This window comes from Halanaerobium saccharolyticum (assembly GCF_003053565.1).
GTDB lineage: Bacteria > Bacillota > Halanaerobiia > Halanaerobiales > Halanaerobiaceae > Halanaerobium > Halanaerobium saccharolyticum_B.
The window spans coordinates 24,792-50,959 of the sequence record NZ_QAXS01000009.1 but is presented as its reverse complement, the minus strand read 5'-3'; the positions used below and the strand labels follow the sequence as shown (position 1 = coordinate 50,959).

Below are 26,168 nucleotides of genomic sequence, written 5' to 3'. Positions count from 1 at the left end.
ATTATAAAATTACAACTTAGGAGGATTTTATGAATAAAGCAATGCTCTGTAGGGTAAAGAGAAAACAAGAGGAGAAAATTATTTTAATCATAAAAAATAAAATTGAGCCAGAGACTGAGGGGCTTAAAGTTGATTATCAGTATGAAGATAGTGATCCAGCTGTCCAGCAGCTGATTAGCTCTCAGGTCGGTCAAAAGCTCGAGCTGGATTTTTTAGCGGGAGAAGATAGCTGGCAGTTAAGCAGTAAAAAAATGTTTATTTCAAATTTTGATTATGCCTATGATTTATCGAGTTTAACTGATTTTATTGATTCATTAATTACATTTAAAGCCAATGACCGCGAAATTGACCGCGAAATAATTCAGATGCTGAAAGATGATATTTTTTCTGCGGCCGTTTTCTGGGAGAACGACACCATAGATCAGGATTTAACAGCAGAACTGATATTAAAATACTGGGATTTAGATGCAGTTCAGAACTATCCGGATAATGATTATTATAAAAAGCTAATGCAGTTTGCTGACAGTAAGCTGGATACAATTGACCAAGAAACTGCTGATTTCTGGTTTGATATTCCTGCAGCAGTCAGATCTAAAATAAAGGAAGAGGTTGAATCAGGCAAAATCAGTTATGAAAATTGTTCAGTTTATCTTAAAACAGCAGTTAATAGAATTGTTAATACCATTCTCCTAAATTTTATCAGCGAAGCAGCAGGTGAAAGCCAGGAAAGTATTAATAATCTCTTTGAAAAGTTTCACTACCAGTTGATAGATGAACTGACAAAAATGGCGCTAGAAGAAAATAAAAAATTAAATTTAAGGCCGATTATTCCCCACGCTGATTCTGAAAGAAAGGATTTAAGCCTGCAGCCTGACCTTAAAATCACGGAATATTCTCTCCTTGAAATATTTGATCATTATTCAATTGCAGTCGACTTTGAAGCTTTAAACTTATTTTCTGAATCCTCTTTTAAAACACTTTCTGACTATCTTAGTAACTTAATTATCCATCTTGATTACTTAAATCAAATGAGAGAAAAAATAAAATGTGAAAGCTGTGGCCAAAAGCTTGATTATGAACTGAAGTATTCAAGCAAATATGCCGTCTATAAAGTTGATTCTGCCCGCTGTACTAATCTGGACTGCCAAAAATTTGATCAGGAAATTAAATTTGATTAACTTTTAAAAATTGCTAAAAAATGCTATAATAAAAGGACATCTTGATAGATAAATTTGATCAAAAAATGGAAAGGAAGTTTTTTTAAAGCTGGTATGAAAAAATTAGAAGAAAACTTGAACTTTTATCGAAAAATATTAATATTGACCGCAGCAGCCTATCTTATTTTTGCTGTTGTTTATAAATTTACAGCTGGAGTTAGTGATCCCATGTCTTCAGCAGAGAGGCTGATTTCAACTCTGGTTTTTCTCTCAACATTCGCCCTTTCGTATAAATCTGAATGGCTTAGAAAAAATATTGAAGGCTTTACTTTTTTTCTTTCACTGCTTGCTATTTTTCAGCTTTTTTATTATACCTACTTTCAGAATTTTACGGTAGAACTGGCAATTTTAATTATTTTTGTCACGGCAGTTTTTAATCTGATTTTCAACTTAAATCTGCTTAAATTTATGAGTGATCTGCTTTTAGTTTTGGTGATGATTTTCAGCCTTTATTTTTCTGATTCGGGCCAGATTATTGTCCCACTTTATTTCAGCTCCTATCTTATGATAACGGCACTCAGCTTTTATGTCAGCTACAGTATCGAACAGTCACAGAGCAGGATCGCAAAAAATGTTGAAGAATTAAGAGAACAGTATCAATTTCAAAAAACCCTGGCAGATGTTTCTTCCAGACTGGTTAATCTGGGGCTTGATAACTTTAACTTTAAAATTAATGAGTCCCTAAAGGTTTTGGGAGAATTTTTTGGGATAGACCGCAGTTATATCTTTAAAATTTCTGAAGATAAAAAGACAATGTCCAATAAATTTGAATGGACTGCTCCTGGGATTAAATCTCAGAAGGACCGCCTCCAGAACCTGAGCACTGAAAAATTCAACTGGTGGTTTGAAAGATTGAATAACAGAGAGACCATAGTTATTGAAAGTGTTGAGGAGTTGGAAGCTGAAGCAGCTCCTGAAAAAGAAATTCTCAGAGAACAGGATGTAAGTTCTTTAGTTGTAATGCCAATTTTAATTGGTGAAGATCTTTATGGTTTTTTTGGATTTGATCTTGTTGATTCTGAACTTAACTTCAGTCAGCCGGTACTTAATCAGCTTAAGATTTTTACCGATGTGATTACAACAGCAATTTCCAAACATCTAGATAATTTAAAAATTAGAGAATTGAGCTATTATGACAGTCTGACAGGACTTTATAACCGCAGATTTTTTGAGGTTGAATTAGAAAGACTGGACAGTAAAAGGCAGCTTCCTATTTCAATTCTGATGGCTGACTTAAATGGCTTAAAGATTATCAATGACAGCTACGGCCATAAAATGGGAGATCAGATGCTTAAAAAAGCTGCTGAAATTTTAAAAAGTTCATTAAGAGAAGAGGATATTTTGGCCCGTCAGGGTGGAGATGAATTTATTATCCTCCTGCCCCAGACCGATCAAAAAACAAGTGCGGAGATTATTCAGCGGATTAAAGAGAAAACAGGTAAAATAGATGGACTGGAGCTGCCGCTTTCGATTGCAGTCGGTCAGGCAACTAAATTTAGTCCGGAAGAGGATATAGGAGAGGTTATCAAAGCGGCGGATAATCAGATGTATGAGAACAAACTTTCTGAAAGCCGAAGCAGCAAGAGCAATATTGTTCAGGGCTTAATTAATGTACTTGATACTAAAAGCAGTGAAACCAAAGAACACGCACTGAGAATGACCAAACTTGCCTTTGATTTTGGAGAAAAACTTGGGCTGACAGAATCAGATCAGAACCGACTTTCTCTGCTGGCAACCCTGCACGATATTGGTAAAATTAACATCAGCGAAAGTATTTTAAATAAAGTAGATAAATTGACAGATCAGGAATGGGAAGTCATGAAAAAACATACAGAGCAGGGTTATAAAATTGCCTCCTCCTCGGAGGAATTTGCTTCTGTAGCTGAAGAAATATTTTCCCATCATGAAAACTGGGATGGCAGTGGTTATCCCCGTCAACTGCAGCAAAAAGAGATTCCATATCTAGCGAGAATTATCTCTCTGGTTGATGCTTATGATGTAATGACCCACGAGCGGCCATACAGTAAGGCAATGTCTAAAGAAGAGGCTATTAAAGAAATCAAAAAATGTTCGGGAACTCAGTTTGATCCTGAGCTGGCAGCTAAATTTATTGAAATGCTGCAGTGATGCCCATTTGAACCAGGTCCAAATCGTACGATTTGGACCTGGTTCAAAAGAATTGATTCACAAAGTTGAGGAGGTTAATAATGAGCTTAAAAATTATGCATACAGGAGATCTGCACCTGGGGATGAAATTTAATCAGTACCCAAATATCAGCTCCGAACTGGAAAATGCCCGCTATCAGGCGCTGGAAAATGTAGTTGTCGAAGCTAATCAGAGAGGAGCTAATCTGCTGGTTATTGCAGGTGATCTCTTTGATCGAGCCAGTATTAAAAATGTTAAGATCAAAAAAGCAGTTGAAATTTTAAATAAATTTGCGGGCGAGGCAATTTTAATTCTGCCTGGAAATCACGACTACAGTGATGGAGTCAGCAGCCTCTGGTCTCAATTTAAAAAAGAAATTAAGGGAAGAATGCTGATTTTGGACCAGGAAAAAGCCTACCTGCTCAATGAATTTGGTTTAAATGCAGCTGTTTACCCGGCTCCCTGTGACAGGAAACTTTCGAGTCAAAATAAATTGGGCTGGATTAAGAATTTAGATGAGAAGCCGGATGCTGATTATCATCTTGTTCTGGCTCATGGAGCCCTGGCAGGTTTTTCACCTGATTTAAATGACGATTATTTTAAAATGACAGAAACAGAACTTTTAAATTTAGAAATGGACCTCTATCTTTTAGGCCATTCCCATCTTCCCTATCCCAAAAAGGAAAGTGTGAGCGGCCATAAAATTTTTAACAATGGAACTCCAGAACCTGATGGTATGGACTGCAGCCATCACGGCACGGCCTGGTATGTAGAATTAAATGAAAATAAGGAAGTTGAGGCAGAACAAATAAAAACGGGTAATTATCATTTCGCTGATCTGCAGGCAGAGCTAAACTCTTTATCTGAGCTGGAAAATTTAATTAGTGATATTTTAGCTTCTGAAGCTGAGACTAAAATTTTGCGCCTGCAGCTTAAGGGAGAGCTGCCGCGGGAGGAATTTGCTGAAAAAGATAATGAGTTTGCCCGCCTGAGGGATAAATGTTTTTATGTAAAGATAGATCAGAATGATTTAACTATCAGAATTGATCAGGATCTAATAGCTGAAGAATTTGCCGAAAATTCTTTTCCCTATCAATTATTAAAAGAACTGGAAGCTGATCACCAGGCCCAACATCTGGCCTATAAGATGCTGAAGGAGGTACAGGAGTGAAAATAAAAAATTTCAGTACCGAAATTTTTGCAGGAATCAATAACAGAGAATATCAATTTGAGGATGGTTTAAATATTCTATTAGGAGATAATGAGGCCGGCAAGAGTACAGTGATCAATGCTATTTATGCCTCTTTATTTATCAGCCCGCAGCTGAAACTAAATACCACTGAGGGGAAGGAGTTTAAAGCAAGATTTCTGCCCTATCCGGATGGAGATTTTGCCGAGGCAGAGCTCGAATTTGAAGCCGAAACTGAGACTTATAAATTTTATAAAAAGTGGAGCAACAGCAATTACCAGGGCTTCTTAGAGCTCCCTGACGGCCGCAGAATTGAAAAGTCAGGTAAAATTAAAGAATATAAAAATCAGATCTTTCCCTATGGTAAAAGCACCTATAATAACATAGTTTTCAGCAGTCAGCAGGATATAAAGACGACTTTAAAAAGAATTAGTGCTGAGGAAAATCCGGAATTGATCGATACTATTAATTCATTTTTGCGCAGGGCGGTAATGGAACTGGACGGGATTTCCATTGATAAATTCCGCAGTAAAATTGATAATCAGCTGGAGGAACTGACAAAAAAGTGGAATCTTAAGGCAGATGCAGTCAGCAACAGCAGCCGCGGAGTTAATAATCCCTATAAGGTTGGAACCGGAGAAATTTATGATGCCTATATTGACAGGGAACAGCTTAGAGCCAGGATTAAGCAGGCAGAGGTAAATGAGCGTCAATATGAAGAACTTGGACTGGAAATTAAAAAGTTAAAGCAAAAGGAAGCTCAAATTATTGCTGAGATTAAGGAGCTTTCTGAAATAGAGTCGGAAATAAATCAGCGGGCAGCAGTTGAACTGGAAATAGACAGTCTGGCTGAAAAAACCAAAAAAATGAAGCAGGTTGCTCAAAAGTGGCCAAAACTCAAGGCAGAACTGCAAAAATTAGAGCAGAAGCAGGAGACAAAGTCAGCAAAGCTTGCAGAATTAAAGGCTGAAATTGAGCGGGCTGAAAAGTTGAAAAAAGAGCAGGAAATAAAAAGTAGGCTTGCTGAGATTAGAACAGCAGAAAAAAAGCTTGCCGAACTGAAAGAATTAAAGGCTGAGATTTCTGCCACACCGGAGCAGGTGGAAAAGCTCGAAGCATATAAAAATAAAATAGCAGCAGCAAAAGCAAGCCTTAAAGCTGCAAAGTTAAAAGCAAAACTCAATTTTTCTGCAGCAGAATCGATTAAAATTTCAGCCGGGGTTGAGGGTGAAAAAACTGTTGCTGAGGGTGAAATTATTGAGGCTGATGGTTATTTAAGAATTAAAACTGAAGAGCTGGATATTGAAATTGAATCAGCAGAAATAGATTTTAAGAGTTTAAAAAAGGAATTTGAAGAAAATCAACAGAAATTTGAAGAATTGAAAACAGTAATGAAAGTTAAAGACCTCGCTCAGGCAAGGAAGAAGCTGCAGGAGCTGGCTGAACTGAAGCGAAAAATTGAAGCCAATAGAGATAAGATTAAGGAACTGCTGGCAGGCGAAAAAATAGAAGCTCTGGAAGCTGATTTGTCTGAATTAACAGGATTAGAATCGGCGCGGGAGACTGAGCTGGTCAGAAAAGAAATTGATTCTCTGACTTCCGAGCTGGCAGAGCTGAATACAGAAATCAAACTTAAAGAAACTAAAATTGAGGAATTTAAAGCGGATTATCAGTCTTTAGAAGCTCTCAAAGATGAGCTGCAGCAAAAAGAAAAGAAGATAGAAACTCTGCAGCAGAGACTGGAAGAACTTGCTTCTCTTCCAGAAGAATATGATACTACAGCTGAGTTTATCAGTGATCTAAAGGCTAAAAGAGAAAAGCGAGAAGAAATTAATCAGAACTTAAGGGAGAAGACAGCTAAGCAGCAGCAGTTAGAAAATTCACTGCCGGAAGCTTCGACGAGAGAGATGGAAGCTGAATTTAAGGAGCTGGAGCAGAAATTAGCCAAGCTTAAAAAGCAGGCTCAAAATTTGCTGCAGATTAAAGAAGTTTTCGAAGAAAAATTAGAAGAGATGGATCAGAATTCATTTCAGCCGTTAGTCGATAGTTTCAGCAGGAATTTAGAAGTTTTAACTGCAGGTAAATATCAGGCGGGAATGATTGACAGCGATTTTTCAATTAAAATTAAGTCAGCTGAAAGTAGAGAACTGCCCGGAAAATTTGAACTGCTTTCTTATGGGACCTATGATGCAGCTGCACTTGCTCTGAGGTTTGCGATTTTTGACAACCTCTTTCAGGACTACGGAGGTTTTATTATTCTTGATGACTGTCTGGTTAATTTTGACCCGGAGCGCAGAAAAAATGCAGTCAGGCTGATTCAGGAATATCAGAAAAAATACCAGATAATTTATACAACCTGTGATCCAGAGCGTGCGGCTGAGTTTGAGGCTAATATCATAAAAGTATAACAATTAAATATAAAAGGTGATTTGATGTTAAAAGATTTAAGTATCGAAACAGTACTCAATAATTTAACAATGGGTATAGCAATTTTGGATGAAAATAGAGATTTTATCTATATCAATGATTTGACTACTAAAATAACCGGTTACTCAATCAGTGAAATTAAAAATCTTGAGCAGTGGTTTAAATTTGCTTTTCCTGATCCTGTTCAAAGAGAAAAAATTCATTCAGCATTTAAAGAAAAACTGGCAGAGAGGGAACACTACAACAGGGTTTCTGAGATAAAAACCAAGTCGGGTAAAAATAAATTTGTAGAATTTAGAGTCAATCCAATTGGTGAGGATTATCTGCTTGTAAACCTGGTTGATGTCAGCAGAAGAATAGAGCGGGAAAAAGAAATAAAATATTTATCCTATCATGATGAACTGACAGATTTATATAACCGCCGCTATTTTGAAGAAGAGATGAAGCGCCTGGATGATTCTCGGCGTTATCCAATCAGTATTATAATTGGAGACCTGGATAATTTAAAAACTGTTAATGATAATTATGGTCATCTGCTGGGTGATGAATATCTGCGCAAAGCAGCCGATATTTTAAAAGAGCTGCTGCGGGCGGAAGATGTTGTAGCCCGAATAGGTGGGGATGAATATGCAGTGCTGCTTTCAAAGACAGATAAAAAAGATTGTATTCAGATCTGTGAGCGGATAATCAAAAAATTTGAAGCTCAAAACTCTGAAAATAATTTTCCAGTTGATTTTAAAATTTCACTGGGCTGTGCGACAGCAAGCAGAAGCGGCAAAAAATTAACTGATATCTACAATCAGGCTGATAAAAATATGTATAAAAATAAGGGAAGGCGTTAATTAAAACTGCTGTAAACAGGAATTCAATAAAAATAGGCATAAAAAAATCAAGGTTCTGACGAATCTTCTTCGATTTCCTGTTTACAGTTTGTTTTTTTACTTTTCTTATTCTTTCGTTTTATTTTCGATTTAGTCCTCCATTACTATCTTTGATTTGCTCAAAGACTATTATTAAAGAAGGCTATCCCTTAATAATTTCTTTTTGCTTACCATTAATAGTAACTTCTTCGGAATTGATCTTAATTAACCTTGATCAATTTCAATCAACAATCTCACTTCTAAATCTCAAATAATCTTACTTGAATAAGAATTTCAAAATACTACTTGTAAACATTCAATCTTAGGACTTCCTCAGAACCTTGTAACTACATTATAGACCTCTACCCTTAAAAACGCAAGGTCGAATAATGTCGATTAAAGCAAAATATCGTTTAATATATTCCATTTTTAAACAAATTCTTAAGCTAGCATCATTTTTCAGAATTTAAACTAAATTAAAATATCTTTTTGAGAACTGGATCGGCTGCGGAATAATAAAATACTTGATAATCAGCAGCACTACCTGTATTATTTAAATTAAGCCAGATAGATAATTAATTGTCAGTGAGGAGAATAAAAATGAATTCAGTTAAACTAATTGAAGATTTATCAAATGCAAATGGGATTTCAGGTTTTGAAGATGAAGTTTTAGCTGTAGTTAGAGCTCGGGCCGAGAAAAACTTAAAAATTGAAGAGGATTCGATGCGCAACCTCTATCTTTATCCCCAAAATTATGATCCCCAAAAACCTGTCTTAATGCTTGACAGTCATTCTGATGAAGTTGGATTTATGGTCAAATCAATTAATAAAAACGGCAGCCTCAAGTTTATTACAGTTGGAGGCTGGTCTCCTCAGAATATTCCCGCTCACAAGGTTAGAATAAAAAACCGGGAGGGTAAATATATCAAGGGGATTGTTGCTTCTAAGCCGCCGCATTTTATGGAGGCAGACGAGAAAGATAAGCTGGTTAAAGTCAGTGAGATGATCATTGATATCGGAGCAGCTTCTAAAAGAGAGGCAGTAGAAAATTATAAAATAGAGGTGGGGGCACCGATTATTCCTGATGTTGAATTTGAATATGACGAGGCCAATCAAATTATGATGGGTAAGGCTTTTGACAACCGCCTGGGAACAGCACTTGTTGTTGAACTGCTCTTAAAATTTTCTGAGCAGGAGTTAGATTTTAACCTTGTCGGCAGTCTCTCTGCTCAAGAAGAAGTTGGTACCCGCGGAGCTGAAGTGACAGCCAGAAAAATTAAACCGGACCTGGCAGTTGCTTTTGAAGGGACTCCAGCAGATGATAATTTTAGAGATGAATTTGATGCTCAATCTGCTTTAAATAAAGGTGGGCAGATTAGACACTGTGATGTTTCGATAATTTCCAACCCTCGTTTTGTCCGCTTTGCCAGAGATTGTGCTCTAGCAAAGAATATTCCCTTTCAGGATGCGGTTCGAACTGGGGGCGGTAATGATGGCGCCAAAATAACTTTAAGTAATAATGCTGTACCTACTATTGTAATTGGAGTTCCCGTCCGCTATGCCCACACCCACTATGGAATTTCTTCCCTGGAGGATTATCAAAATACTCTCAGCTGGGCAGAGGAGATTATAAAAAATCTAAGTCAGGCAAGAATTGAGCAATTTTAACTATAAGCAGGGAGGCAGATTAAGGTGACTGCTCAAAATAATTATTTTTTAGTTGAGGGAAAATACAATACCGCAAGAGTCTTTTCGCAAAAAAGAGATGAGACTGCTGTGGAGCAGATTGCTGCTATCTGCAGTAATGCAGCCTATAAAAATTCTCAGATTAGGATCATGCCGGATTATCACCCCGGACTGGGTAGTGTGATTGGATTTACAGCCACTCTCGAAAATAGAATTATTCCCAATACAGTCGGAGTTGATATCAACTGCGGTATGCACTGCAGCAGATTGGGGAAAGTTGAGATTAATTTCAGGCTGCTGGATCAGTTTATCCGCAGCAGTATTCCCCATGGTTTTAAGCATAATCAGAAGATTAGCCCCAGGATTCCCTCAGACATTAAAGAAGAGATAGTCCGAGTATCTAAAAAGCTGGGCCTTGGTGCTGATAATCAGCTGAAAGGAATCGGCAGCCTGGGAGGCGGCAATCATTTTATTGAAATCAATCAGGCAGAAAATGGAGATAAATATCTGGTAATTCACAGCGGCTCCCGCAACTTTGGCCTGCAGATCTGCAATTATCATCAAAAACAGGCCTATCAGTACTGCCGCCAGCAGTATAAAAAGGCTGCTGATTTAGAATTGAAAGTAGAGTATGATTTAAATAAGTCTAACTCTTTTCTGGAGGGGAAACTGGCAGCTGAATACTACCAGGATATGAAAGTAGCCCAAAAATATGCTGACTTAAATCGAAAAATAATGGCTGAGCGAATTCTTGAGTTTCTGGAACTTGAGGCTCTCGCTAGTTTTCAGACCAGACACAATTACATTAATTTTGAAGATCATATTATCCGCAAGGGGGCTGTTTCTGCTCACCAGGATGAAAAAATACTGATTCCTTTAAATATGAGGGACGGTAGCATCTTAGCCAGGGGGCTGGGAAATCCAGAGTGGAATTATTCTGCTCCCCACGGAGCGGGCAGACTTTTATCAAGGACCCAGGCTAAAAAGGAAATCAGCTTTAAAGAGTTTAAAAAGTCAATGCGAGATGTCTATTCAAGTTCAGTCAAAAAAAGTACAATTGACGAAGCTCCTTCTGCCTATAAATCGGCGGAGGAAATTCTGCTGGCGGTTAAGAAAAGCATTGAAGTAATTGAAGTATTAAAACCTTTATACAATTTTAAAGCAAGTTAAAGAAGATAATTATGAGGAGGCACTAAGATGAAAACAATAGGATTGATCGGTGGTATGAGCTGGGAATCTACAGTTGATTATTATAAAATTATAAATAGAGAAGTAAAAAAGAAGCTGGGTAGTCCCCATTCAGCAGAAATCATTATGTACTCAGTCGATTTTGCAGAGATAGAGAGACTGCAGGCGGCAGGTGAGTGGGATCAGCTAAGTGAAAAGATGATAGAAATAGCCGATAAACTGGAGAGAGCTGGAGCAGATATGATTTTAATCTGTGCCAATACGATGCACCAGATGGCACCAAAAGTTCAGGCAGAACTTGGGATTCCACTGCTCCACATTGCAGATGCGGCAGCTGAAAAAATTAAGGCTGAAGGCTTAAAAAAAGTTGGTCTTCTGGGAACAAAGTATACGATGGAAGGCGATTTTTACAGAAAAAGAATAGAAGAAAATTATCAAATTGAGGTTCTAATTCCTGAGGCTGAAGAGCGGGATTATATCCATCAGGCTATTTATCAGGAACTGGTTAACGGAGTCTTAAAAGATCAAACTAGAGAAAAGTTTCAGAGAGTTATTGCTGGTTTAAAAAATCAGGGAGCAGAGGGAATTATCCTGGGCTGTACAGAAATACCATTACTGATTAAAAAAGAGGACAGCAGTCTGCCGGTTTTTAATACCACTGAGCTGCATGCTAAAAAAGCTGTTAAACTCGCTTTAAAATAATTTTTGTTTTAAAAGCTTATATTATGTTTATCAGCACTGGATTGAATAAATAAGAATTATAAATAGAGGTGAAATCTAATGTTTGCCAATAAACTAATCGCAAGAGCAATGGAATATGCCGCCCAGGCACATCAGGGTGATACCCGTAAAGGGGGAGAGGTTCCCTATATTGTTCATCCCTTTGAAGTGGCAATGATCTTAAAAGAAAATGCTTTTGCAGATAAAATTGTGGCCGCCGGACTCCTGCACGACCTGCTTGAAGATACTGAAGTTGGAAGAGAAGATTTAAAAAGAGAATTTGGAGTAGAAATTCTGGAACTGGTGCTGGCGGCTTCCGAAAAACTGGAAGGAAGAGATGAAAGAAGCTGGGATAAAAGGAAAAACCAGACCATTAAATATTTAAAAGAGGAGGCTGCTTTTATTAATAAGGCAGTGGCCTGTGCTGATAAGTTGAGCAATGCCCGCAGTATCTTAAGAGATTTAGAAGCTGAGCCAGAAGATTTCTGGCAGCGCTTTAGTGCTCCTAAAAGCAAACAGAAGTGGTATTATCAATCTCTGGTGGAGAGTCTTAAAGAACTTGAGGGTCTAAAAATGTATGCTGAATTTAAAGAAGTTGTAGCTGAGATTTTCAAATAAGATAATAAAGCTAAAATAATTAAAACCCGGTTTAGAAACTCCTTTTTAAAATAGTGAGTTTCTGCCGGGTTTTATAATTAAACTTTACAAATAAACAATGTAGACAAGCAGACCGTGGCCTGCAGCTAAAATAAGAGTAATATAAGCAAATATTTTATGCAGTTTTAAATTTAAGCGGGGATTGAGATTAAAGACCTTTCTAAAAAATCTGATTCCCAGTAAAAAAGTAATTAAAAGTGATGTCAGAGCACTAATACCCATTGGAATAATCCACTGCCCCATATTGACCTCCTCTGCAAACTACAGACTCCTTATTAATAATAAATTACTCTAAAGACTATTATTCTACAGTTAATTCAATTTCTCTGCTGCCAAACTTGTTGCATTCTGCATTCAGACGAATTGTATCGCCAGCCTTTGCTCCTGGAATCATATAGTGCAAATACTGAACTTCATTATCAGTCTGCATTATAAAATTTTGCTCGATGTGCAGACTATCATTTAAATAAACTTTTACATTATTGATAAAGTGGTCACTATTATCATTTGAGTTGTGAGGGATTGTCACTTCAAGCATCTTATTTTCAGTATTGAAAGACATCTCTATATCTCCGGGGGGATGTGCATAAACGCTGAGAGTTAGACTGAGAACCAGAGCAATGGTAAAAAAGAGAACTCTTTTCATAATTATAAACCCCTTTCTAAATTGTAATAGCTTTGTTTATATAATTTGTCATTAAAACTATTATTCCTGCTTTTTTTAAATTATTTTTTTCTGGATCTGTAAAATGCTATACTTGACTTTGACTGTTGAGGATATATAATAAATATGCGTTTTAAAAAACCTAAAAATTATATAAGCAAATAAGAAGGGATGATTATGATGAAAGAAATAATGAAAAAAACTGCCGAAGCTGGAGTTGCAGTAGGAGCTGTTACAGCTTACAGTGCTTTTTTACTCCATATGTGGACTTAATTGAATCTTATATTTGGCCTGGCAGAGTTCTGTCAGGTTAATTTTTGAGCTCGAATGAAAATGATTATCAATTAAATGCGATTTATTGTTGACATATGTTCAATATTATATTATAATTTATATCGCAATTACTAAATATAATTAGCTGGAGGGATATTTTTGCAGAAATATGATATTTTAATTATTGGTGGAGGACCTGCTGGAATTACGCTGACAAAGAATATAAAAAATAAAAGAGAAATTGGAATTATGAGACCGGAAGATCATTCGATGATCTACTGTGCGATGCCTTATGTTATAGAAGATCTGCTTCCTTATGAGAAAACTTTAAAAACTGATGCGATTGTTACTGAGACAGGGGCAGATTTAATTAGAGATCGGGCTCTAGAAATTGATTTTGAAAATAAAGTAGTTAAAACTGAAAAAAATGAAGAGTATCAGTACAATGAATTAATTATTGCTACCGGAGCTGATCCTATTTTACCTCCAATTGAGGGCCGAGACCTTGATGGAGTAATGACTTTTAAAAGTGAAAATGACTTAAAGCAAATCCTGTCTACTCTTGACGACGGGGTGAAAAATGTTTCGGTTGTTGGAGCCGGGGCGATAGGAATAGAGCTGGCTCAGGCTTTAAATGAAAAAGGAATCAATACAAATTTAATTGATATGATGCCTTCAATCTTACCAAATATGCTTGATACTGATATTTCAAAGCAGGCTGAAGAGGAGCTGAAAGAACTGGGCATCAATTTATATTTAGATCAGAGAGTTGTAAAATTAGATGGTGACTCAAGTTTAAGCTCAATTGTGCTTGACAGTCAGCAGGAGATTGAAAGTGATCTGGTTATTTTTGCTGTGGGAATGCAGCCCAATGTTGAATTTCTAAGAGATACTGCTTTAGAAATTGGCAGAGATGGTATTCTGGTAAATGAAAAAATGGAGACAAATCTGGAAGCTGTATATGCAGCGGGAGACTGTGTTCAGTTTGAAAGTGGAATAACTGGTGAGGTTATTTCAGGTAAGCTGGCTACAAATGCTGTTGCAATGGGAAGAGTTCTGGCAGCAAATCTGCTCGGCAGTGAGAGGAAATATACTGGTTTTTATAATGGAGCGGCAACCAAGGTTGGTGATTATTTTGTCGGCGGTACCGGTCTGACAGAAAAAATTGCAGCTGAAAACTACGATATTATAACTGCTGAGGCTGAGTTTACAACTGCTTTTCCAATTATGCCTTTTGCTAAAGATGTAAGACTTAAATTGATTGTTAATCAGGCTGACCGAAAAGTTTTAGGTGGTCAGATAATAAGTGGAGAGCCTGTTACAGATAAAGTGGACAAAATAACTATGGCAGTTCAGTATGGTCTGAATGTGGACCAGCTGTTAGACTTTAATTATTCTTCTCAGCCATATCAGTCCTTTTATCCTGCCCACAATCTGCTGGTCAAAGCGGCAGAAAATGCGGTAAAAATTTTGGATAATTAATAAAATGGCTAACAGTAGCGAATAAATATAGCATAATAGATTTGATTTTAAGCCTCGTTTTCTTAACTGAAAGCGAGGATTTTTCTATTTAAAAAGGATTTTTCCCCCGAATGCTGAATTATATTTAAAGAACTAATTTAAATATTTAATTAAGTTTTGAGCTTATAAAACCAATAAAAGGGGAGAATTTAAAGTGTGGACAAGAAGTGAACTTAAAGAGAATGCAAAAGGGAAATTAAAAGGTTTTTACTGGCAGGCGTTTTTAGTCAGTTTAATTTTGGTAATTACAGGGGGCAGCCACAACCGTCTTGACCTCGGCAGCTCCGGCAGCAGTACCGGTACAGCTAATGGAGGTGGCAGTGAATTTGCTCTGGAGATAGCCCTGATCGCAGTGGTGGGAGTCTTAGTTTTTTTAGCCCTGAGAATATTTCTGGGCTATATTCTGGAAGTTGGCGGCAGAAAGTATTTTATTCAGTTGAGCAGAGGTGAATCGGAGATTTCCTATCTGCTTAAGTTTTTTGACAAAAGATATTATAAAAATATTATTACTGCACTTTTATTTAGGGGAATCTATATTTTTCTCTGGTCACTGCTTTTAATCATTCCAGGAATAATAAAAATGTATGAATACCGCTTTGTTCCCTATATTATGGCAGAAAAGCCGGATTTAGATCATAATCGTGCTCTTAATTTAAGCCGGGAAATGACAGCAGGCCAGAAAATGGATATTTTCATTCTTGATCTTTCTTTTCTGGGCTGGTTTTTTCTGGGAGCATTATTTTTTGGAATCGGAATCTTATTTGTCCAGCCATACTATGACGCAGTTAATGCTGAACTTTATCAGAGAGTTAAAGCCCGAGCTTAAATTTTATTAAATACTTTTTTAACCATTAAGATTTCAATTTTTAATTTATATATAAATTATATTTTGCAGTCAATTGGAGGATATTATTATGGCCAGTAGAAAAAAAGTTAATCAGGCAGTTTTATGGTATGAAAGTCAGAGAAATAAATTCAGAGATTTAAGAGCTGAAGTGGAAGTGATTTTAAGAGAAGCTTTAAATGAAAACGAGATAATATTTCACAGCATAGAAAGCAGAGTTAAGTCAGTAGAAAGCTTTCGCGAAAAAGCGAGCCGGGAAAAATACAGTAAACCAGTAGAGGAAATAACAGATTTATGTGGAATTCGAGTTATTACACTTTTCGAAAAGGAAATCCATCAGATCAGTGATATTATTAAAGAATTATTTGAAATTGACTACAGGCGGAGTGAAGATAAGTCCGATCTACTGGCAGCTGATAAGATGGGTTATAAATCAATTCATTATATTGCTGAATTGAGTGCTGATAAAATCGCCAGGACAGAACTTGAAAGTTTTGCCGGCCTTAAATTTGAAATCCAGATTAGAAGTATTCTGCAGCACGCCTGGGCTGAAATTGAGCATGACCGCAATTATAAATTTAAGGGTGAGCTTCCAAAGAATTTACAGCGCCGCTTTTATGCTCTGGCCGGGATGCTCGAAATTGCAGACAGAGAATTTAATACACTGTCGGAAGAGGTAGAAAAGTATCGACAACAAAATAATTAAAAAAGAGAGGTAATATAAAATGTATAGAAAAGTAAAAACATATTTTGAAGGAAGAGAAACTCAGGATGGAGCAGGAGTTAAACTCAGACGCTGTTTTGGTTATCATCAGATTCCAGATTTTGATCCTTTTTTGATGATGGACTTTTTTGATTCAACTGATCCCTCAGATTACAACCGCGGATTTCCCTGGCATCCCCACCGCGGGATTGAAACAGTGACCTATTTGATTAAGGGAGAAATTGAGCACGGGGACAGTATCGGTAATAGTGGAGTAATTAGAGATGGTCAGTGTCAGTGGATGACAGCAGGTTCTGGGATCCTGCACCAGGAATTACCCCAGCCTTCAGCAGAAATGCTGGGAGTTCAGGTCTGGCTGAATCTGGCCGCTGATAATAAGATGACTGAGCCGCAGTATGGTGATATTACTGAAGAGATGATCCCTCTTTACGAGGATGACGAGAAAAAGGTACACATTATTGCTGGAGAATATGAGGGCCTGAGTGGTGAAATTCAGAGAGCTGATACCAGACCTACTTTTTTTGATGTGGAGTTAGAGTCTGAAAGTGAATTTATTTTTGAGCTGCCGGCAGATTTTAATGCTTATGCTTTTTTAATCAGAGGTGAGGCCAATTTTGAACCGGAAAAAGAGGATTTAAGGAAATATCCACAGGGAGTTCTCTACCAGAGCGGCAGTAAGATTAAGATTAATACAGCTGAAAATGAAGCCCGTTTCTTATTTCTGGCAGGCAAAAAATTAGAAGAACCGATTGCCTGGGGTGGTCCGATTGTAATGAACAGTCGCGAAGAACTGGCACTGGCTTCCCGGGAACTGGATAATGGTACCTTTATTAAAAATAAAAAAGAGAAAAATGTCAGTCAGATTAATAAATTTTATCAGGAAGATTAAAGAAAAAGCAGGTTAATACCTGCTTTTTAAAATGCTTTTCAAAATTTTTAATGTTCAACTTCAACTTCTTCTATTTTTGAATCTGCTGCATTTTTTTTGACTGATTCAATTCCATGGAGACAGCTTTCTTTAGTTTTGTAAGACTGACCGGTAGCAATTATCTGTCCGTTTGAAGCTTTAAGTCTGAATCTGTAGGCACCTTTTTTATCCTGATAGACTTCAAATTTTCCTGACATTAATATTACCCCCTTTTTAAAGACTTTTTTGATATATTTATTATATTACACAGAACTAGAAAAAATATCTAAAAATGAAAACTACTATTATTAAAATTTGATTTTTTTAAAAAAATAGGAGGCAGAATAAAAGATGAGTGGAAAAGTAGTTCTAATTACTGGTGCCTCAAGTGGAATTGGGAAGGCAGCCGCAGTAAGATTTCTGAAGCAGGATTACACCGTTTATGGTGCTGCCAGAACTGAGGCAGATCTTGAATACTTAAGTGATTATCCAAATGGCCATTACATTTTAATGGATATTACTGAGGCAGAAATGAGAAAAAATTGTGTGAATCAGATACTGAAAAATGAAGCCGGACTTGATATTCTGGTGAATAATGCTGGTTATGGAGCCTATGGAGCAGTGGAGGAGGTGCCGCTTCAAGATGCTAAAAAGCAGTTTGAAGTCAATTTATTTGGCCTGTCTGAACTAACTAAACTTGTAATTCCTGGGATGAGGGAAAAGGGCAGCGGCCGAATTATTAATATTTCATCAATTGCCGGCAAAATCTGGACCCCACTTGGCGGCTGGTATCATGCCAGTAAATTTGCCTTAGAAGGCTTAAGTGACTGCCTGCGCAACGAACTGCGGCAATTTGGAATAGATGTAATTTTAATTGAGCCAGGAGCAATTGAAACCAACTGGGCCGAGACTGCGGGAGACAACTTATTAGAAAGCTCTGGTGAAGGCATTTATCAAAAACAGGCTGAGCGGAAGGCTAATAAATATAAGCAGATGTATGGAGAAGGTGGTATGGCAGCTTCACCAGAAGTTGTGGCTGAAGCAATCTTTAAGGCTGCAGAAACTGATAAGCCAAAAGCTAGATATGCAGTTCCAGCTCATGCGAAACTAATATTATTTTTCCGCTGGCTGCTGCCGGACAGTCTTTATGACTTTTTTACCAATAAATTTTTTTGATAATTCTTTCATAAGTGATATAATAGATAAGTGAGAGAATTTTAAGAAGGAGCTGTTTTTATGGACGAAGACAATATTCAAAGACTTGAGTATGATGGTAAAGAAATAATATTAATTCCAACTGCTCATATTTCCAAAAAGAGTGCAGAACAGGTTAAAGAAGTAATTGAAACTGAAGAACCTGACAGTGTTTGTGTAGAGCTGGATGAGGAAAGATACAGCTCAATTAATGATGAAGATAAGTGGAGTGAAATGAATATTTTTCAGGTGATTAAGCAGAAAAAATCACTGTTGCTGCTGGTTAATTTAATCATCAGTTCTTTTCAGAGCCGGATGGCAGAAAAGTTAGGGATCAACGCTGGAGAGGAAATGAGGCAGGGAATTAAATCTGCTGAGGAAATTGGAGCAGAACTGGTTCTTGCTGACCGCAATATTCAGATTACCTTTAAAAGAGTCTGGCGTGGGCTCGGCCTCTGGGAAAAAATGAAGCTTATTTTTCAGATCATTTCTATGCTTTTTGTAGATGAAGAAATTACCGAAGAGGAGATGGATCAACTTAAGAGTGGTGATGCCTTAAATATGATGCTGGAGGAGATGGGTAAATCTTTTCCCGGGATTAAAAAGCATCTGCTTGACGAGCGAGATCAGTATCTGGCCAATAAGATAAAAAATGCTCCTGGGGATAAGATTGTAGCAGTTTTAGGTGCTGCCCATGTTCCGGGAGTTAAAAAGGAAATTTATAAAGAACAGAATTTGAGTGCAATTACCAAACTGCCTCCTAAACCCAAATGGGGAAAGCTATTTTCCTGGGGAATTCCGGCAGTAATTTTAATAATTATTATTTCAAGTTTTATCAATAATATCAGTACAGGAATCGAGGTTACTAAGGCCTGGTTTATCTGGAATGGATCACTTTCAGCTCTGGGGGTTGTTTTAGGCAGAGGTCATATTTTAACTGTGCTGACTGCATTTGTTGTAGCACCCTTAAGCTCACTGAATCCAACTCTAGCAGCAGGATGGTTTGCTGGCCTGGCTGAAGCCTATCTCAAAAAACCACAGGTTAAGGATTTCCAGAAACTTTCGGAAGGAATTTCGATTAAGGAAATTTACACAAATAAGGTGACTCATATCCTTTTAATAGTTATTCTTGCTAATTTGGGCAGTGTAATTGGAACTGCTGTTGGTGGAGCCAGTGTAATCAGGACTTTTCTGGAGTTTTTCAGTTTTTAGATTAAAATAATATATTAGCAAAAAAAGCTCTTCTTATCACTGCTGTTGCTGTGTAGGAAGAGCTTTTTATTTATCAAATTTTTTGATAAATTTATATTTATTTAGATTTATGGTTATTAATTAAGGGACTAAAACAGTATCGATTACATGAATGACACCATTGCTGGCTTCAATATCTGTTGTAGTAACCTGGGCATCATTGATATAAACCATACCATCTTTAATTGAGATTTCAATTTCCTCACCGAATAGAGTTTCTACCATCGCTCCATCCATTGTTACAACATCTTCAGCCATTACTTTACCGGAAACTACATGATAGAGGAGAATATTTGCCAGCTGTTCTTGATCAGCCAGTAAGCTGTCTAGAGTACCTTCTGGTAGAGCTGCAAAGGCTGCATCTGTCGGTGCAAAAACTGTAAATGGTCCATCACCTTTTAATGCTCCAACAAGATCTGCTTCAATAACTGCAGTTACAAGAGTATTAAAATCATCAGCTTCCAGAGCTACATCCAGCACATCAGGTCCACTTTTGAAATGTCCATCCGCCAGAACCGCTGCATTCAGAGAAAACATTAAAGCCAGAACCAGAACTAAAGACACCATCATTGTTTTTGAATTACTTAAAGCTTTTTTCATTTTTATTTCCTCCTTGATTAGTTGTGTACAATTCAATTTTGTTAAATATAATATACCACCACTTTTTATCTTTGTCAATAGTAATTATTATTAATTTTTAAAAGTGTATCAGAGGCAACAAATTAACTTAAAAAATGAAGGTTAAATAAACTGGATAGAGAACTATATAGTATAAATAATTATAATAAAGAAGGTGAATTTATGTTTTTAACCAGACTAGCTTTTAAAAATTTAGTCCGCCACAAAAATAGAACTCTGATTACTGCTGTTATTATCGCCTTTGCTATTTTCTTTTATCTGATTATGGATTCCTTGATTGGTGGGATGACCGAAATGTCATTTGACACAATAATTGATTATGAGGCAGGTCATCTGCAGGTGGCTGATCAAAATTACTGGGAGGAAAAGGATGAACTGCCGCTGGAGAATTTAATCAGCGAAGAAGATAAACTATTTAAAATTATTCGAGACCACCCTCAGCATCAGCTTGATTTAAGAGAACTAAATTTTTCAGCCAGATTAAATAATGGGATAAATGAACTGCCGATAGTGGCCAAGGGGGTTAAAGGAGCTGAGCTGCTTAGTATTTTTGACTTAAAAAATAGTTTTGTGGAAGGAACTATTTTTACTGAAAATAGCTATCAGGCAGTAATGGGTAAAAGGCTGGCTGATCTAATGAAACTAAAGGAGGGAGATTACTTTACTCTGCTGGTTAAAGATAAATATGAAACTTTCAATACTATAGATTTAGAAATAGTGGGTCTGCTGCACACAATTAATCCCAATTTAAACAGCAATTATGTCTATCTGCCCCTTCAAATAGCTCAGAAATCTTTAAATGTAGACAACAGTATTTCTAATCTAATCATTGAGCTGAATGATAAAAATACTGCTGAGAAGACCGCAGTCCAGCTAGAAAATAGTTTAAATCAGGAATATCCCACACTTGAAGGCTATCCCTGGCAGCAGCTGGACGCCGTTACAGTTGCCAGTGCCAAACAGGCAGGAATTCAGCTGGTGATGGTGATAATTTTATTGATAGCGGCCATTGCAATTATTAATACTGTAATTTTGGCTGCTTTAGAAAGAATGGAAGAAATCGGGATGATGCTTTCCCTTGGTTTAAAAAAATCTGAGATTATCTATATTTTTATTATTGAGTCAACAGGAATTGGAATTTTAGGAGGACTCATTGGTCTAATTTTGGGCTTTTTTGGAGTTTTAGCTATGACCAGGATTGGTATCAATTTTGATCTGATTACTGGGATAGAATTATCTAAGTTTGGAGTTCCTATAATTGGTGAAATGTATGGAAGCTGGAACCCCAGATCATTTATTTTAGTCTTTGCTTATGGAGTAACTGTTTCATTTCTGGCAAGTATTTTACCAGCATACTGGGCAGCAGCAAAAGATCCAGTAGAAGCGCTTCATTATGAATAGGGGGGAGAAAAATGCTTTTTTATCTTAATTTAGCCCTTAAAAACTTATTTAGACACAAATTAAGAACTTTTGTATCTATTCTTGCTGTTGCCTTTGCTGTAGCAGTAGTTGTTTTTGCCCGCGGTTATATAACAGGATTGATTAATTTATCTTTTGCCGATCACATTCAGTATAATTCAGGCCACATAAAGATAATTGACCGGGAATACTACGATCAGGAGAGAGTAATGCCTTTAAATTATAATGTTGATGGTTTTGAGGACAAATCTTTAGCTCAGATGAAATCTGAACTGCAGAATCTGGACGGAGTAGAGCTTTTAATTTCGCGTTTAAAGTTTGGTGCAGTTGTCAGCACCGGTAATGAACTGATTAATATGATGGGCTGGGGAGTTGAAAAAGAAAATGAAATAGAGTTTACAAATATAGAAGATCAGCTGGTCGAAGGCAGAATGATCGAAAACGGCAAATTAGAAGTGGTGATGGGAACTGAACTTTTAAGAAAGCTGGATAAAAAGGTGGGAGATAGTTTAACTATAGTAGCTAATACATCTTTTAATTCTGTAACCGGTTTTACGGTAACAGTGGTTGGACGAATCAACAGCAGTTTAAAAGCTTTAAATGAACAGGCATTTTTTATACCGCTGGCAGCCGTGCAGCCTTTACTGTATATGGAAGATCAGCAGAGTGAAATTTTATTAGTTACTCCAGAGAGAGAAATGACAGCTGAGGTTCTGCCACGGGTCAAAGAATATCTTAATTCTCAAGCGGGTGGAAATAAATATCTGGCGCTCAGTTATCAGGAAACAAGTGATCTTCTGCCCTACATGGAAATTGCACAATTAATATATAATCAGGTCTATATATTTATTGTTCTCTTATCTTCAATTGTTGTGATTAATACAATGATTATGATTATTAAAGAAAGAACCAGAGAAATTGGCATGATGTCTGCTCTGGGAATGAAAAGCGGAGGTATTTTAAAGCTTTTTATTTTAGAAGGGGCGGTAATGGGAATTATCGGCAGTTTTTTTGGCTCAATTATTGGTTCAATTATCAATAATTATTTTGCTGTGAATGGAATTGATTTTACAGCTGCTTTATCTGGTTTTGATTCTGAGATCATGATCAGTTCAATTATCTATACTCAGTCTTCGATCTTCAACTCGGTTTTTGCCTTTTTAATTGGGGCAGTTGTAGTGACCTTAAGCTGTATTTTACCGGCTCGCAGGGCAGCGAAATTAGAGCCAACTGCAGCCATGAAGGAAAGATGATTTGTTGAAATTATTAATAATTCTTAAATTTAAAGCATAAATTTTCTCAGAAAGTCGACAAGTTAATAACTCCTTGATATAATATTTAATAATAGAGAAGTTAGAAGCAAGCAATATAAGATTACAGGAGGTTATAATTTTGCTTAAGATAGGAATTTTAGGACTTGGTACAGTTGGTAGTGGAGTAGTTAAGATTTTGGAGAAGAATGCTGAAAATATTAAAAATAAGGTTGGAACTGAGGTTAGAATAGAAAAAATCCTGGTCAACAGCCTGGAAAAGGAAAGAGATATTGAAATTAACCGGGAATTATTAACTGATCAGGTTGAAGATATCATTAATAATCCGGATATAGATATTGTTGTCGAATTAATTGGGGGAGAGCAGCCGGCCTATGACTACATAATTAGGGCTATTGAAAATGGGAAGAGTATTGTTACTGCCAATAAACTGGTGATTGCAAAATATGGAAAGCGGATCTTTAGAAAAGCAGATGAAAATGATGTTCAGGTCTGTTATGAGGGAAGTGTTGCCGGTGGTCTGCCGATAATCAGACCGCTGCAGAATTCTCTGGCCGCCAATAGAATTGAAAAAATATATGGTATTTTAAATGGAACCACCAATTATATTTTAACTGATATGAGCAAGGAGAAAAAAGATTTTGCTGAATCTCTAAAAAATGCTCAGGAGCTGGGCTTTGCTGAGGCAGATCCTTCTTCAGATATTGAAGGTGATGATGCAGCCTATAAAATCACTATTCTTTCCTCACTGGCTTTTGAGCGCTTTGTTGATGTTAGAGAGGTTTATGTAGAAGGAATTAAAGATGTTGCTATTGAAGATATTGAGCTGGCCCACGAAATGGGTTATGTAATTAAGCTTTTAGCAATAGCCAAAAACTCACCTGAAGGACTTGATGTCAGAGTTCATCCAGCCTTTGTGCCTGAAGATCACCCGCTGGCTATGATTAATGGCACCTATAACTGTGTTTACCTGCATGGTGATGCTGTTGGTCAGGTGATGTCTACAGCCCGGGGAGCAGGACAGATGCCTACTGGTAGTGCTGTAACTGCAGATATCATCCAGGTGGCTAAAGATATTAACCACAATCAGCGGGAAGTACAGCGGATGGACTCCTTTTTAGAAAGTAATGTAATTAAAATTGATGAAATTGAGAACAGCTTTTATCTGCGCTTTGAAGTTAAGGATGAGCCGGGCGTGATGGCCCATATCGCCAAAATATTTGGGGATAATAATGTCAGTCTGGCTTCAGTACTGCAGAAGCAGAAGGACAATCCGGTTGTACCACTGGTATTTATCACTCACTCAGTTAGGGAAAAAGATTTAAATAAATCTCTGGCTCAAATTAAAGAACTTGATGATGTGATAGAGGTTAAAAGTGTGATTAGAGTTGAAAGTAATATTTAATTTAAAATCAGGATAGATCCCGTTTGTAAAAGCGGGTTTTATCTTTTACACTTATTGTGATATATTTATCATGTAAATTTTAAATACTTTAATTATTGTGGAGGGAATATCATTTATGAAAAAAATATTTTTGCTCAGCTTAATTTTTTTATTCATCTTTATTAACACTGGGACAGCAGCAGAAATCACGGAAATGGAATGGCGGCAAGATCTAAATTATTTAGAAAAAGAGCTGCCTGCCCGGCATAAAAATTTGTTTTTTCAGCTGGAAGAGGAAGAATTTAAGCAGGAAATGAGTCAACTAAAAAGTGATCTGCCTGAACTTTCTGATCTCGAAATCAGTCTAAGGATGGCAGAAATCTTTGCTGAAATTGGTGACACCCACACTGCTATTGACAATACCCGCTTTTTAAGTGAATATTACCCACTATTTCTGCGCAGATTTGAAGATGGTTATCGAGTAATGACAACTACTGAGCAGCATAAAGAGATTCTGGGGGCAGAACTGATTTCAATTAATGGTTATTCAGTGGAAGAATTAAAAAATAAATTCAGCCGCATTATTACAGCTGATAATCAGGTATCCCTTGATTACCGGCTGAGCTCATTTCTTAAACTAAATGAACTTCTCAGCTATTTGGAGATAGCTGAATCTGAGAATCAATTTATTTTTGAACAAAATGAAGAGGAGATTAGCATTAGTTTTGAGCCTTTAAAAATTGAAAACATGGCAGCAGACAGAAATAATTTTGTGTCCCTGAATTATCAGCCTGGTTATGTGCTGGAAAATGCCAATCAACTTTTCTGGTCAGATTATATTGCTGCTGAAAAAATTTTATATTTTCAGTATAACAGCTGCTGGAGCAGGGAACTGGCTGATAAACACGGCCAGCCTAATCCGGAACTGCCTTCCTTTGCAGCAGAAAAGTTGGAAATATTAGATTTAATAAAAAATGAAGAAATAAATAAACTTGTAATTGACCTGCGCTTCAATTCCGGAGGTGATTCAAGCCAGGGGACCAACTTTGCAGAGGAATTAAGAGAGTATAAAGATCAATTTGAAACCTATGTTATTATAGGTCCTGATACCTTCTCATCAGCAATTATAAATGCCCTTGATTTTAAAGAAGAGTTGAATGGGTATTTGATTGGTACTCCTACTATGGGTAAACCGAATCACTATGGTGAGGTAAGAACCTTTAACCTTCCAAATTCTGGTTTGCGAGTAAGCTATTCTACTAAATATTTTACTCTGCTTGAAGATAGTGATCCCGATTCACTTTATCCAGAGATTACTGTTGAAACAAGATTTGAAGATTTTTTAAACGGCAGGGATACAATTTTAGAGATGATAAAAAATATTGACTGAATAGATAGGACTCTAATAGTTTAAATACTTTTAGAGTCTTTTTATATCTTATTGTGTTATTGTTAAATTAGAGGTGAACTAATATGAAAAATAATAAACTTTATCTTCCCCAAAAATTAGACTTCAGCTTCAACAGATTAAATCCTATAATTTATTTAAAATGGATAGAGCCAAATATTTATTACTTTAACAACTGTAATCTTTTTAAAAATATATTTGATAGTGACAGCCATTTCAAAATAGGAAGGCCGGCAGAAATAGACTGGGTGGAATTCTGGCAGTCTTTAGACCAATTAAATGTCTGGGACTGGGATAGTGAATATAACTATAGAGGTCTTAGATTCTATGAAGGCTCAAACTGGCATTTATATATTGTTCATCAAGATAAGATAATTAAAACTGTTGGCAGCAATTCATTTCCACCAGCGGCTTTAAACCGGCCTTCAGAAATTTTTATTGAATTATTAAATGCGGTAATTAAACTGGGGAATTCTATCACCTGATTTTTTCTGAAGATTAAATCAATTGTATAAATGCTCAATATTTTGTTATAATAATATAAGAACTAAAATTTAATTTATTTTTTTAAATATCATT

Annotated in this window: 24 protein-coding genes; 20 read left to right on the top strand and 4 right to left on the bottom strand. The window is 36.6% G+C overall.

Annotated features, from left to right (window positions below):
• Positions 1-29: 29 nt before the first annotated feature.
• The 9 genes from C8C76_RS05415 to C8C76_RS05375 all read left to right on the top strand — a co-directional run bounded on the left by C8C76_RS05415 (position 30) and on the right by C8C76_RS05375 (position 12,051).
• The gene (locus C8C76_RS05415; protein ID WP_108139396.1) at positions 30-1,178 is read left to right on the top strand and encodes a hypothetical protein; all 1,149 of its coding nucleotides are present in this window, start codon (positions 30-32) and stop codon (positions 1,176-1,178) included.
• 93 nt (positions 1,179-1,271) lie between these two features.
• Positions 1,272-3,344, top strand: coding sequence for a diguanylate cyclase domain-containing protein (locus C8C76_RS15085; protein WP_181248152.1), 2,073 nt, complete (start codon positions 1,272-1,274; stop codon positions 3,342-3,344).
• A gap of 80 nt (positions 3,345-3,424) precedes the next feature.
• Positions 3,425-4,534, top strand: coding sequence for a metallophosphoesterase family protein (locus C8C76_RS05405; RefSeq protein WP_108139394.1), 1,110 nt, complete (start codon positions 3,425-3,427; stop codon positions 4,532-4,534).
• Complete coding sequence (locus tag C8C76_RS05400; RefSeq protein ID WP_108139392.1) at positions 4,531-6,960, top strand: ATP-binding protein; 2,430 nt, start codon at positions 4,531-4,533, stop codon at positions 6,958-6,960. The genes C8C76_RS05405 and C8C76_RS05400 overlap by 4 nt, the downstream gene beginning before the upstream one ends.
• Before the next feature lie 24 nt (positions 6,961-6,984).
• Positions 6,985-7,821: a sensor domain-containing diguanylate cyclase gene (locus tag C8C76_RS05395; protein WP_108139390.1), complete on the top strand. Its 837-nt coding sequence runs from the start codon at positions 6,985-6,987 to the stop codon at positions 7,819-7,821.
• 618 nt (positions 7,822-8,439) lie between these two features.
• Positions 8,440-9,507, top strand: coding sequence for a M42 family metallopeptidase (locus tag C8C76_RS05390; protein WP_108139388.1), 1,068 nt, complete (start codon positions 8,440-8,442; stop codon positions 9,505-9,507).
• A gap of 24 nt (positions 9,508-9,531) precedes the next feature.
• Positions 9,532-10,695 (top strand): RtcB family protein, encoded by a 1,164-nt coding sequence (locus C8C76_RS05385; protein WP_108139386.1) that lies wholly within the window; start codon positions 9,532-9,534, stop codon positions 10,693-10,695.
• Positions 10,696-10,722: 27 nt separating this feature from the next.
• Positions 10,723-11,415 carry an aspartate/glutamate racemase family protein gene (locus tag C8C76_RS05380; RefSeq protein ID WP_108139384.1) on the top strand — a complete coding sequence of 231 codons (693 nt, stop codon included), beginning with the start codon at positions 10,723-10,725 and terminating at the stop codon, positions 11,413-11,415.
• A gap of 78 nt (positions 11,416-11,493) precedes the next feature.
• The gene (locus tag C8C76_RS05375) at positions 11,494-12,051 is read left to right on the top strand and encodes an HD domain-containing protein (RefSeq protein WP_108139382.1); all 558 of its coding nucleotides are present in this window, start codon (positions 11,494-11,496) and stop codon (positions 12,049-12,051) included.
• An 84-nt stretch (positions 12,052-12,135) separates the two neighbouring features.
• Here the strand turns inward: C8C76_RS05375 and C8C76_RS05370 are convergent, their stop codons facing one another.
• Positions 12,136-12,333 carry a hypothetical protein gene (locus tag C8C76_RS05370; RefSeq protein ID WP_108139380.1) on the bottom strand — a complete coding sequence of 66 codons (198 nt, stop codon included), beginning with the start codon at positions 12,331-12,333 and terminating at the stop codon, positions 12,136-12,138.
• A 58-nt stretch (positions 12,334-12,391) separates the two neighbouring features.
• The gene (locus C8C76_RS05365) at positions 12,392-12,736 is read right to left on the bottom strand and encodes a hypothetical protein (protein ID WP_108139378.1); all 345 of its coding nucleotides are present in this window, start codon (positions 12,734-12,736) and stop codon (positions 12,392-12,394) included.
• 450 nt (positions 12,737-13,186) lie between these two features.
• On the opposite strand from C8C76_RS05365, the gene C8C76_RS05360 reads away from it, so the two are divergent.
• The 4 genes from C8C76_RS05360 (at position 13,187) to C8C76_RS05345 (ending at position 17,005) form a co-directional block, all read left to right on the top strand.
• Positions 13,187-14,509: an FAD-dependent oxidoreductase gene (locus C8C76_RS05360; RefSeq protein ID WP_108139376.1), complete on the top strand. Its 1,323-nt coding sequence runs from the start codon at positions 13,187-13,189 to the stop codon at positions 14,507-14,509.
• Between the two features lie 193 nt (positions 14,510-14,702).
• Complete coding sequence (locus C8C76_RS05355; protein WP_108139374.1) at positions 14,703-15,374, top strand: DUF975 family protein; 672 nt, start codon at positions 14,703-14,705, stop codon at positions 15,372-15,374.
• Positions 15,375-15,462: 88 nt separating this feature from the next.
• Positions 15,463-16,098, top strand: a complete 636-nt coding sequence (locus tag C8C76_RS05350; protein WP_108139372.1) for a GTP pyrophosphokinase — start codon at positions 15,463-15,465, stop codon at positions 16,096-16,098.
• Positions 16,099-16,117: 19 nt separating this feature from the next.
• Positions 16,118-17,005, top strand: a complete 888-nt coding sequence (locus C8C76_RS05345; RefSeq protein ID WP_108139370.1) for a pirin family protein — start codon at positions 16,118-16,120, stop codon at positions 17,003-17,005.
• Positions 17,006-17,052: 47 nt separating this feature from the next.
• On the opposite strand, the gene C8C76_RS05340 is transcribed toward C8C76_RS05345, so the two are convergent.
• Complete coding sequence (locus C8C76_RS05340) at positions 17,053-17,241, bottom strand: YegP family protein (RefSeq protein ID WP_108139368.1); 189 nt, start codon at positions 17,239-17,241, stop codon at positions 17,053-17,055.
• 133 nt (positions 17,242-17,374) lie between these two features.
• Between C8C76_RS05340 and C8C76_RS05335 the strand changes: the two genes are divergently transcribed.
• Entirely contained in the window at positions 17,375-18,199 is an 825-nt protein-coding gene (locus C8C76_RS05335) for an oxidoreductase (protein ID WP_108139366.1), read from the top strand.
• 60 nt (positions 18,200-18,259) lie between these two features.
• Complete coding sequence (locus C8C76_RS05330; RefSeq protein ID WP_108139364.1) at positions 18,260-19,429, top strand: TraB/GumN family protein; 1,170 nt, start codon at positions 18,260-18,262, stop codon at positions 19,427-19,429.
• Positions 19,430-19,549: 120 nt separating this feature from the next.
• Here C8C76_RS05330 and C8C76_RS05325 read toward each other — a convergent pair whose 3' ends face one another.
• The gene (locus tag C8C76_RS05325) at positions 19,550-20,068 is read right to left on the bottom strand and encodes a fasciclin domain-containing protein (RefSeq protein WP_108139362.1); all 519 of its coding nucleotides are present in this window, start codon (positions 20,066-20,068) and stop codon (positions 19,550-19,552) included.
• Positions 20,069-20,269: 201 nt separating this feature from the next.
• On the opposite strand from C8C76_RS05325, the gene C8C76_RS05320 reads away from it, so the two are divergent.
• The 5 genes from C8C76_RS05320 to C8C76_RS05300 all read left to right on the top strand — a co-directional run bounded on the left by C8C76_RS05320 (position 20,270) and on the right by C8C76_RS05300 (position 26,074).
• Complete coding sequence (locus C8C76_RS05320; protein WP_108139360.1) at positions 20,270-21,508, top strand: ABC transporter permease; 1,239 nt, start codon at positions 20,270-20,272, stop codon at positions 21,506-21,508.
• Positions 21,509-21,519: 11 nt separating this feature from the next.
• Positions 21,520-22,779, top strand: a complete 1,260-nt coding sequence (locus C8C76_RS05315) for an ABC transporter permease (protein ID WP_108139358.1) — start codon at positions 21,520-21,522, stop codon at positions 22,777-22,779.
• 139 nt (positions 22,780-22,918) lie between these two features.
• Entirely contained in the window at positions 22,919-24,202 is a 1,284-nt protein-coding gene (locus C8C76_RS05310) for a homoserine dehydrogenase (RefSeq protein ID WP_108139356.1), read from the top strand.
• A 115-nt stretch (positions 24,203-24,317) separates the two neighbouring features.
• Positions 24,318-25,571, top strand: a complete 1,254-nt coding sequence (locus tag C8C76_RS05305; RefSeq protein ID WP_108139354.1) for a S41 family peptidase — start codon at positions 24,318-24,320, stop codon at positions 25,569-25,571.
• Positions 25,572-25,654: 83 nt separating this feature from the next.
• Entirely contained in the window at positions 25,655-26,074 is a 420-nt protein-coding gene (locus tag C8C76_RS05300; RefSeq protein ID WP_108139352.1) for a hypothetical protein, read from the top strand.
• The last annotated feature ends 94 nt before the right edge of the window (positions 26,075-26,168 follow it).